At 64.6% G+C, this 7,599-nt stretch carries 8 protein-coding genes; 3 read left to right on the top strand and 5 right to left on the bottom strand.

Annotated features, from left to right (window positions below):
* Positions 1 to 524 precede the first annotated feature (524 nt).
* A complete protein-coding gene (locus D9599_RS29780) occupies positions 525 to 1,004 on the top strand; it encodes an SIS domain-containing protein (RefSeq protein WP_198384963.1) in 480 nt (159 codons plus the stop codon).
* Between the two features lie 276 nt (positions 1,005 to 1,280).
* On the opposite strand, the gene D9599_RS29775 is transcribed toward D9599_RS29780, so the two are convergent.
* From D9599_RS29775 to D9599_RS29755, 5 genes are all read right to left on the bottom strand, one after another.
* Positions 1,281 to 2,117, bottom strand: coding sequence for an endonuclease/exonuclease/phosphatase family protein (locus D9599_RS29775; protein WP_198384962.1), 837 nt, complete (start codon positions 2,115 to 2,117; stop codon positions 1,281 to 1,283).
* Positions 2,118 to 2,121: 4 nt separating this feature from the next.
* Positions 2,122 to 2,994 carry a carbohydrate ABC transporter permease gene (locus D9599_RS29770; RefSeq protein WP_198384961.1) on the bottom strand — a complete coding sequence of 291 codons (873 nt, stop codon included), beginning with the start codon at positions 2,992 to 2,994 and terminating at the stop codon, positions 2,122 to 2,124.
* Positions 2,991 to 3,869 carry a carbohydrate ABC transporter permease gene (locus D9599_RS29765; protein WP_198384960.1) on the bottom strand — a complete coding sequence of 293 codons (879 nt, stop codon included), beginning with the start codon at positions 3,867 to 3,869 and terminating at the stop codon, positions 2,991 to 2,993. Before D9599_RS29765 ends, D9599_RS29770 begins: the two co-directional genes overlap by 4 nt.
* A 70-nt stretch (positions 3,870 to 3,939) precedes the next feature.
* Positions 3,940 to 5,229 (bottom strand): ABC transporter substrate-binding protein, encoded by a 1,290-nt coding sequence (locus tag D9599_RS29760; RefSeq protein ID WP_198384959.1) that lies wholly within the window; start codon positions 5,227 to 5,229, stop codon positions 3,940 to 3,942.
* Positions 5,230 to 5,301: 72 nt separating this feature from the next.
* The gene (locus D9599_RS29755; protein ID WP_198384958.1) at positions 5,302 to 6,333 is read right to left on the bottom strand and encodes an ABC transporter ATP-binding protein; all 1,032 of its coding nucleotides are present in this window, start codon (positions 6,331 to 6,333) and stop codon (positions 5,302 to 5,304) included.
* Positions 6,334 to 6,819: 486 nt separating this feature from the next.
* Between D9599_RS29755 and D9599_RS29750 the strand changes: the two genes are divergently transcribed.
* Both D9599_RS29750 and D9599_RS32650 read left to right on the top strand, forming a co-directional pair.
* The gene (locus D9599_RS29750) at positions 6,820 to 7,230 is read left to right on the top strand and encodes a hypothetical protein (RefSeq protein WP_198384957.1); all 411 of its coding nucleotides are present in this window, start codon (positions 6,820 to 6,822) and stop codon (positions 7,228 to 7,230) included.
* Positions 7,231 to 7,236: 6 nt separating this feature from the next.
* Positions 7,237 to 7,599: enolase C-terminal domain-like protein (locus tag D9599_RS32650; protein WP_375373098.1), on the top strand; the 363-nt coding region annotated here is incomplete at its 3' end.

Here is a 7,599-nt window from a genome sequence, read left to right as displayed (position 1 = left end):
CCTCGGCATTGTGGTAGGTGACCCGCTCTACCAGCCCGGCCAGTGCCTCAGTGGGGGCAGGGGAGGCGCTCTGGGCGGCAACTTGACCCACGTGCTCTATCCAGCCGGCAGCGCAGCCGAGCAGGCAGGGGAGGGCAGGGGCCCTGGTCCTGGTGGCGGCAAGCTCGATGAGGACCTCAGTTGACCCATCTCGCCTATGTGGACTGCAGCAACCTGTTCATCGAGGGGCAGAAGGTGAGCGCCGTATCAAAGGGCATGGCGCGCAACCTGGAGGACGGCCGGCAGTGTGGGATCCTCGACTTCGACTACCGGCTGGACCTCTACCGCCTCATGACCCTGCTCAGGCAGGCATCGGGTGAGACGAAGGCAGTGGTGTTCGGCAGTGTCACCGACACCAACGAGGGCCTGTACCTAGCGATATCCTCCCCCAGCTATGGGGAAAGGGTGCACCGCCTGCGCGTGGCCGGGGCAGTTCCAGCGCGTCCGGTCTGCGCCGGCAGGCAACAGCCCTCAGCGAGAATTCTGTGCAGAACCTGCGGGAGACGGTGGATGCTGAAGCGCTGGAAAAGGCCATCTCCATCCTTAACAGTGCCCTGCTGGTTCATGTCATGGGACAGCGGCGGTCCCACCCGGTGGCCGGCTACATTGCCTGTGGCCTTACGCGTTCCGGCAAGGCAGCGCGGTTGATGGTAGGCGCCGCCGGCATGCTGCGGGACGAAGCGGAGACGATGCGTACAGGAGATGCGCTGGGTCTCATCAGCCTTCATCCCTACTCGGCGGATGCCGTGGAGACGGCAGCCTTGGCTGTGGCCAACGGTGTCACTGTGGTAGCGCTCACCGATGGCCCGCTCAGCCCGCTACTTGCGTCTGCCACCGTTGCCTTGGATGTCCGGGATGCGGATCTCTTCGCGTTCCGCTCGCTGGTTGCTCAGATGTGTCTGGCGCAGGTGTTGGTACTGGGCGTCCTCACCGTGGGGAAGTCGCCTGAACGTGCGGCGGGATAATGGAAGGATGCGCCATCCACACCCCGGCGTGGCCTTGTTGCATTAATCTTGCTCGTAGTCGGGCACGAGCAAGGCACCAGCACGGGTTGGGCCCCGAAGGCGCGGCACCGGCCGCGGAACCGGTGGGAGTAAGACCGGGATCAAATCGGGGACCGCCCTTCCTGAATGCGCCCCTCATCCGAGCGAGTAAGCGTACCGTCGACGCGTGCTGAAATGCTTCCTTGCGAAAACAACAGAGCCTTTGGCCGCCTCAGCACGTCCAGAGGCAAGCTCTCGTCAGTCGAGGGTAAGCACCACCGGCTGATGGTCGGACAAGCGGACATCAGTGTCGTAACGCATCGCCTGAACGCGGCCTTTCAGATCCTCCGTCACCAGAACGTAGTCGGAGCAATGCGGAGAACCATAAGTCTGATCCGCGATGCAGAAGGAGGGCGGGTGAGGGTCCTGACCGTGACAGATACTCCAGCCGTCGAGGAAGGCCAAGGTGCCGTCCTCGAAAGGGGCAGAGATTCGGGCTTTTGCTGGGTCCGAGGGAACCATGTTGAAGTCACCCGTCAGGATTGCGGAGCACGGGTTCGGCCGGAGGGCGTAGGTGCCGGTGCCTGCCTGTCGCGGACGAGCGGCGCGGTCATGTGCGAGAGCATGGGCGGCACGGACGGCTTCTACCTGGGCCCGCCGGTGCTCGTCGGAGAAGTATTCCAGATGAGTTGTCATAACGCGCAGCGGTCCAAAGGGCGCCATGACCATCGCCTCGACCAGCACCCGCGGCATGCTGTGCACCGCGCCGCCGGGCCAGGGAAGGGTGTGCCGCAGCACCTGGCACACGGGAAGACGAGACAGAATCATGTTGCCGAAGCGGCGCGTCGCACCATCCTCACCCATGATCTCCAGCCCGACCCCTGAAACGGCCCGATACCCGGGTAGAAGGGCCGCCAACTGGGCGAACTGGTCCTCGCCGCCGCTTCCCTTTAGCTCGGGAAGGTTGTCTGACACCTCCTGCAGGCACAGCACATCAAAATCGGCGAGGGCCCGCGCATGGTCCACGATGCGGGCCAGGTCCACCCGCCCGTCCATGCCGAGGCCCCATTGGATGTTCCAGGTGATGAGCCGCATCATCTCACCGGATGCCCGCGCGCATGAAGCTCTGCACGAACTGCCGCTGGAACAGCAGGAACCCGACTAGGAGAGGGGCGGAGGTCATCAGGGTGGCGGCGCAGATCACGGCCCAGTCCACACCCTGGTCACCGCCGGCGAAAACCTGCAGGCCCACGGTCAGTGGGCGTGCCTCGACCGAGTTGGTCACGATCAGCGGCCAGAGAAAATTGTTCCAGTGATAGCTGACCGAGACGAGGCCGTAGGCGATGTAGATGGGCTTCGCCAACGGGACGTAGATCTTGAGGAGGATCTGCAGGGCGCTCGCGCCCTCGACACGGGCCGCGTCGTCCAGCTCCTTCGGGATGGTCTTGAAGGTCTGGCGCAGCAGGAAGATGCCGAAGGCGGACGCGATATAGGGCAGGGCGATGCCCGGAATGGTATCCACCAGACCGAGGCGGCTCATCGTGCGGTAGTTCTCCACGATCAGCACGTCCGGCATGATCATGAGCTGCACGAGCACCAGGGCGAAGGCGGTGCCCCGGCCCGGGAAGTCGAAGCGCGCGAAAGCATAGGCGGCGAGCGTGCCGAGTACGACCTGGCAGGCGAAGATCAGCGTCACCAGCACGGTGGTGTTGAGGAAGTAGCGCGCGAAAGGCGCGGCGTCCCAGGCGCGGCGAAAGTTCTCGAGGGTCAGTGGGGCGCCTAGCTCCAGCCGCGTCGTGTACTCGGCGCCATGGAAGGCGGCCCAGAAGGCGAAGAGAAGCGGCAGAACCCAGAGCGTGGCCAGTATGACCGCGCCCACGCCTTCCAGGGCACGCCAGAATCCCCTGGGTTCGTAGGGGGAGAAGCGGATCTCAGGCCGGCGTCGCGCTGGGGTGAAGGAGGCGTCGCTCATCGGTAGTGAACCTTGCGCTCGAGCCATCCGTACTGGACCAGGGCCGCGATCGCCAGCATGGCCAGGAGAACGACCGTCAGCGCCGCGGCATAGGACGTGTCCCAGAAGTTGAAGCCGACTTGGTAGATGTAGAAGAGCAGCAGCGAGGTCGCATTGTCCGGACCACCGCGCGTCATGACGATGATGTGGTCCACCGTGCGGAAGGCATTGATGACGGCGTTGATGAGCACGAACAACGTTGTGGGCATGAGAAGGGGAAACTGGACGCGGCGAAAGAAGGTCCAGCGCGAGGCACCTTCTAGCGCGGCGGCCTCTGCCAGGGTCGGCGAGATTCCCTGGAGGGCGGCCAAGTAGAAAATCATAAAGAAGCCAGACTCCTTCCATACCGCTACCAGGGCGACTGCGGCTAGCGCCGTCTCCCGCGATCCCAGCCAATTGTGGGAGGCGAAGCCGAGTCCACTCGCGACCTGCTCTAGTAACCCGTACTGGGGCGTGTAGAAGAAGAGCCAGATGTTCGCGACCGCGATCATGGGCAGGATCGTCGGCGTGAAATAGGCCATGCGGGCGAAGGTGCGCCCGGGAATGCGGTCGTTCACCCAGATCGCCATCAGCAGCGCGAGCCCGATGGCGAGCGGGATGGTGCCGAGCGCGAACCAGAGGTTGTTTGCGAGCGACTGCCAGAAGACGGGATCCGCCAGCATCTGCTCGTAATTCGCGACGCCCACGAAGCGCGAGGGGCGGCGCGGACGGGGCGTGGAGCTGAAGCTCTCGATGAAGCTCGCCACGGCGGGCCAATGCGTGAAGGCGACGAGGAGCAGCATCGCCGGCATGAGCAGAAGCCAACCATGGACGGCGGCGGAGAGGCGGCTGTTCATCGAACCCTGACGATGGCTGTCCTGGAAAGGGGAAGGGGCGGCGCGGCACACCGCCCCTGGCAAGGCCTGTCTAGCGGTAAGGCCTGAGGATGCGCTCGGCCTCGGCCTGCGCGTCGCGCAGTGCGCGGTCCGGCGCCTTGCTGCCGGTCAGGGCCGCCTGGATGTTGTCGCCCAGCGCCTTGGTGACGCGCTGGTTCTCATGCGTGGAGAGCTCGGCTACTGCGAACTCCAGCTGGTCGCGCGCTACGGCTGCGGCGGGAAAGCCCGCCACATGGTCCTTCATGGTCTGCGTCGCATAGGCGGCGCGGCTCACGCCGACATATCCCGTGTCGATGCTCCAGCGCGCCGCCCGCTCCGGCTGGGTCATCCAACGGGCGAAGCGGAAGGCGGCCTCCTGCTGTGTCGGGCTTGCCTTCCTGGCGATGTGGAAGTTGCCACCGCCGGTCGGGCTGCCGCGCCGCTTGTTGGCGGGAAGCATGGCGACGCCGAACCCGAAGCGCGCGTTCGTCCGGATATTCGTCAGGTTGCCGGTGGTGGTCCACATCATCGCAGTCTTCCCCTCGAGGAAATCCCGTGGCGTCGTGCCCCACTCGACGATGCCGGGCGCATGCACCTTGTGCTTCTGCGCGAGGTCCACCCAATACTGGAGCGCCTCGGTCACGCCGGGCTTGTCGAAGAAGGTACGGTCACCCTCCTGGTTGGCCAGCACGTCGCCCGCCTCGATCGCTAGCGCCTGCAGCATCCAGTAGCCGAAGCCGGTGGAAGGAATCTGCGTGCCCCACTGGCTGACATTGCCAGCAGCGTCGCGCCTGGTGAGCTTCTCGGCGAAGGCCACATGCTCAGCCCAGCTGGCGGGCGCCTTCTCGGGGTCCAGGCCCGCTTGCCGGAACAAGTCCTTGTTCCAGTAGAGCACGATGGTGGAACGCTGGAAGGGGATGCCCCATGTCTGGCCGCCGCTCTGGCTGTTCAGCATGAAGCCCGTATAGAAGTCGTCCAGCCAAGCCTTGTCGGCATCCGTCCTGACGAAGCCGTTGAGGGGAACGATCGCCTCCTCGTCGATTAGCGTGAACATGTCGGTCGAAAGGAGGACCGAGAGGGTCGGGGGCGTGCCGCTCTTATGCGCGGTCAGCACCTTGACCAGGGTTTCCTGATAGGTGCCGGCATATACCGGGGTCACCTTGATGTCGGGTCTCTCCCGCGAGAAATCGGCCGCGTAGCCATCGATCACGCGCGTGATCGCGCCGCCGACGGCCACGGGGTAGAAAAACGAGATCTCGGTCGCTGTGCCCTGCGCCAGGGCAGGCCGCGCGAGGCTTGCGGCCGCGGCAGCCGAGCCCGTCAGGAAATGTCGCCTGTCCATTTTGCCTCCATCCGCCGGTTGCGTCCGGCGCGCTTTTACCACCACGTTGATGACACTTGTGTGACGCCCCGATCAGGCGATCCGCCGTTCGCTCGCGCGGTCGAACCAGTGAGCGTCGCCCGGGGACCAGGCCAAGTGGACGGTGTCGCCGGCCTTCATCCCAATCCGCCCCGCCGTGCGCGCCACAAAGGGGGCGTTGCCCAGGCGCGTCTCGATCAGCGTGTCAGCGCCGAGATACTCGGCCGCCACGATCTCCGCCGGCACGCCGGCCGGGTCGAGCCGCACGGCCTCCGGTCGGATTCCGATGGACAGGTCACCCAGCACGTGCGTTCCGAAGGCAGGCAACGCCCAGTCACGCCCGGCGACTGCTTGGGCAGGAATGACGTTCATTGGTGGCGTTCCGACGAAGCGGGCCGCGAAGGCAGAGCCCGGCCGGTCGTACAGCTCGGCCGGGGTAGCGTTCTGCTCGATGCGACCGCCACGCATGAGGATGACGCGGTCGGCCATGGTCATCGCCTCCACCTGATCGTGGGTAACGTAGATCATTGTCATGTTTAGGCGCTGCTGCAGCGCGCGGATCTCGCGCCGCATCTCCAAGCGCAGCTGCGCGTCGAGGTTGGATAGTGGCTCGTCCATGAGACAGACGGAGGTTTCGGCCACGATGGCGCGGGCCAGGGCGACGCGCTGTTGTTGGCCGCCGGAGAGCTGGGATGGCCGGCGATCAAGGAGGAGCTTCAGCCCGAGCATCTCTGCCGTCTTAGCCAAGCGAGCGTCCCGCTCCGCGCGCGGGACCTTGCGAACCTTCAAGCCAAAAAGGATGTTCTCGCCAACAGAGAGGTGCGGAAACAGGGCGTAGCTCTGGAACACCATGGCGATTCCACGCTTCGCCGGCGGTAGCTCCGTGACATCCTGTCCGGCGATCACGATCCGGCCGGACGTTGGCGTATCAAGGCCAGCGATTAGGCGTAGAGTGGTTGACTTACCGCAACCCGAAGGGCCGAGCAGCACGACCAGGTCGCCTGCCTTAACCGTGAAGCTGACATCCTCGACAGCGGATGTCCCACTCCAAGTTTTTGAAACTCGTTCGACCAAAATGCTATACATGCCTGCAGCCTTACACGCCTGCCTCTTGGTTGCGCCAAAGCTCGAGAATGTCATGGCCCGATGCTAGTTGAGAGGCTTAATCCAACAAGGCGCCACCACATTGCTCCACACTGGGGAAACCAACGGCGGGGCCAGGAGGTACCCAAATCGCGTGTGCAATGTTGCAGATGAAACGTTGAAGGTCAAACATTGAGGAGTTCGAGTTGCTTGCGCGGATGCGCCAGCTTGGGCTGTAGCCAGAGGAGCCAAGAACAGCTACAGCATCTACCGCAGCTCCGATGGGGGGCGGGGCCGCACAGCGGTGGTCCGAGCTGGCCTTTACCGCGACGAGCGCCGCGGATGACGAGCTAACCCACCCCGCTGGTTTAGGCGGGTCAGGCGGCAACCTCCGGCTCCGCAGTGTTGAGATACTCCTCGTTCAGGTTGAGACGGAGGACGGATTTCGGGGTTGGGGCGAGGGCTTCGGCTGTGCTCTGGCATGGGACCATGCGCGATTCCGTTGAGCGCCTCATCGCCCCCGCTTGCCTTGGTGAAGATTCGCGTGACATTGCTAGGATGGGCCAGCGCCTCAGCCGACGGTTCCACAACTATGGCCGCAACGGTCCCGTGACATTCGGCCTCGCAGCTGTCGATATCGTCCTTTGGGACATTGCAGCGCAGCGTGCGGGCCAGCCGCTCCATGCCTTGCCCGGTGATGCAGGCCGCAGCGAGGTGCCCGCCTATGCCAGCTTGCTCCGCTACGGCGTGGCGAAGGATGTCGCGAGCAATACTGCCACGGCGGTGAGCCGAGGATTACGAGCGATTAAGCTGCATGAGGTGGACCTTCCCTGCATCCGCGCTGCGCGCGAGGCTATGCCGGTCGACATCCCACTTATACTCGACGTGAACTGCGCCTGAGAGCGGGTGGACAACGCGTTTTCCTTCTGCAGCGGCGTGCGGAACATGAAACTCCGCTGGGTTAAGGAGCCGATCGGGCCCCCCGAGGACACCTACGCTCTCGCCGAGGTGCGGCGCACCGGAGGTTGCGCCATCGCAGCCGGCGAGAACCTTGGTAGCGTCGGGGGCTTTGCCTACCTTCTTCGGGCAGGTGCGGTGGATATTGTGCAGCCCAGCGCTGCAAGATACGGCCTCTCCGCCCTAACGAGATTGCCGGTTTGGCCCGAGCAGCTAGCCGCGCGGTCATGCCGCACCGTCCCTACTTTGGACCAGGCTTCCTCGCGACTTTGCGCCTGCTTGCCGCGATGCCGGAGGCTAGAGGCTGTTACG

The sequence above is a fragment of the Roseomonas sp. KE2513 genome, from assembly GCF_016107305.1.
In the GTDB taxonomy this organism is placed as follows: domain Bacteria; phylum Pseudomonadota; class Alphaproteobacteria; order Acetobacterales; family Acetobacteraceae; genus Roseomonas.
The sequence above is the reverse complement of the archived record's forward strand: the minus strand, read 5'-3'. Positions and strand labels throughout refer to the sequence as shown.

Coding starts and splice junctions, on each gene's coding strand:
- D9599_RS29750 (WP_198384957.1), top strand. CDS start 6,820: ATGCGCGATTCCGTTGAGCGCCTCATCGCCCCCGCTTGCCTTGGTGAA.
- D9599_RS29755 (WP_198384958.1), bottom strand. CDS start 6,333: ATGTATAGCATTTTGGTCGAACGAGTTTCAAAAACTTGGAGTGGGACA.
- D9599_RS29765 (WP_198384960.1), bottom strand. CDS start 3,869: ATGAACAGCCGCCTCTCCGCCGCCGTCCATGGTTGGCTTCTGCTCATG.
- D9599_RS29770 (WP_198384961.1), bottom strand. CDS start 2,994: ATGAGCGACGCCTCCTTCACCCCAGCGCGACGCCGGCCTGAGATCCGC.
- D9599_RS29760 (WP_198384959.1), bottom strand. CDS start 5,229: ATGGACAGGCGACATTTCCTGACGGGCTCGGCTGCCGCGGCCGCAAGC.
- D9599_RS29775 (WP_198384962.1), bottom strand. CDS start 2,117: ATGCGGCTCATCACCTGGAACATCCAATGGGGCCTCGGCATGGACGGG.